The sequence below is a fragment of the Streptomyces fuscigenes genome, assembly GCF_021556455.1.
GTDB classification, from domain to species: Bacteria; Actinomycetota; Actinomycetes; order Streptomycetales; family Streptomycetaceae; genus Streptomyces; species Streptomyces fuscigenes.
Genome location: NZ_JAKGCV010000723.1, coordinates 1 through 1667 on the forward strand (window position 1 = coordinate 1; position 1667 = coordinate 1667).

Below are 1667 nucleotides of genomic sequence, written 5' to 3' on the forward strand. Positions count from 1 at the left end.
GGAACCGGCCGCCGGGGGCGCCGGCCGGCGGCGGGGGAGTGGCGCCCCCGGCCGGTGCGCCGGGGGCCGCACCGCCTGCCGGCGCGTCGTCCGAGGCGCTCTGCGTGTACCAGGCCGGCGGGGTGTAGTCGATGGTGAACTCACCCGTCAGCTCGGGCTCCGCGTCGGACTGATCGTCCGCAGGCGTCCAGCCGCCGCGGAACTCGTCCCGATCGCCGTTCACTTTGCCTCCTGCTGTGGTCGAGCACCCTTGTGCCGTGGTGGGTGGGGGCGACGGATGTCCTGCCCTGTGTCCGGTTCGCCCGGCTCTCCCCCTGTGACGCGGCCGACCTTGCCCACCGGTTCGTGCCGGCACCCCCATACACCCTAATCATCGACGGCGTCTTCGTGTCAGGGCAGACCTCCAGCCGGGCACCGACCCGTTACGTCACGGTGTGTGCCCAAGTGGACTCCCTGCGGCGGCGGGTGGGCACGGAGGGAAGCCAAATGCGTATATGCACCCATTCATTACGCGGGCCGATCGCCCGCCGGAGAGTCCAGGACGCCGATCCGCGCGTCCGGGCTCCACAGAAAAGACACACGTATTCAGCTCCGTGAACGCCAGGGGCCGGGCCGTCGCGCCCCGGCCGGGAGCCGGCGCCGGAGGGCCCCGTGCTCCGGGAACGACAGCGCCGCCGCCGCACGGCAGGCATCCCGACGGCCCAGCCGTCACCGGGGCCGCGCCCGCGCCCGCCAAGGCCCCTGCGCCGGACGGCCCTTGCGCCCGGACACGCAACCGGACACGCAACCGGACACGCAACCGGACACGCAACCGGGCGCCCCGGGCGCCTCGTGCGGACGTCCGGTGCGCTTCCGGGCGGAGGCTCCCGGACGCCGGATGCCCGGGCCTCCGGTCAGTCCATCCGGCGGGCCGTGCCGAGCAGCCCGCCCTCCGCGTCCGTCGCCTGCGTCATCACGAACTGCCGGTCGCGCTCGGTGCACCACAGCGTCACGCCGTCCGCCAAGGTGCTCAGCGCGGCCGTCTCGGCGCTCGGGAGCCCCATGATGCGGCCGATCTTCGTGCCCTCGTCGGGCGACACCCGCTGCACGCCGACCAGCCCCGACTTGCGCATCAGGCGCGGCGCGACGGGACTGAGGTAGGGCAGCAGGGTGACCACCGACTGCCAGGGTCCCGACACCACACGCCCCCGGGGCGGCCGCATCCCGCAGTCGCGCACGACCACGACGGGGCTGCCCGCCGAAGCGCCCTGCGGCGGCACGCGCCCCACGTCGTGCAGCGTGATGCACGGCTGGCCGCCGCCCGCGGCCTGCGCGAGGGCCGTCCACACCTGGGTCCGTCCCGTCTCGACGGCGACCCGCGCGCCGGTGGCGGCCGCCCGCAGCGCCAGCACCTGCGCGGTCCACAGCCCGCCGATGAGCGTGATGTCGTAGGGCGTGGCCCGGTTGATGCCCAGGACGGCGGGCTTGCCGTTCGCGTCGATGCCGACGACGACGCCGTCGTCCCCGACGGGCAGCGCCAGCGACTCCAACTCGTCGAGGGAGAGCGCGTGGCGCTCCCTGCGCGGCCCGATCAGCCCGAAGCCGGTGCGGGGCCTCGCGCCCGCCCCCCGTGCCGTTCGCCCGCCCGAGCGGGACCTGCCGCGCCCCGCGCCGGCGGGGCCGCCCTG

At 75.6% G+C, this 1667-nt stretch carries 2 protein-coding genes; both read right to left on the reverse strand.

Going from position 1 to position 1667, the window contains the following annotated elements:
- Window positions 1-223 (reverse strand): SCO5717 family growth-regulating ATPase (locus L1885_RS28085; protein WP_235799957.1); only part of this gene is annotated, 223 nt, incomplete at its 3' end.
- A 670-nt stretch (window positions 224-893) separates the two neighbouring features.
- Window positions 894-1574 carry a hypothetical protein gene (locus tag L1885_RS28090; RefSeq protein ID WP_235799958.1) on the reverse strand — a complete coding sequence of 227 codons (681 nt, stop codon included), beginning with the start codon at window positions 1572-1574 and terminating at the stop codon, window positions 894-896.
- Window positions 1575-1667: the final 93 nt, after the last annotated feature.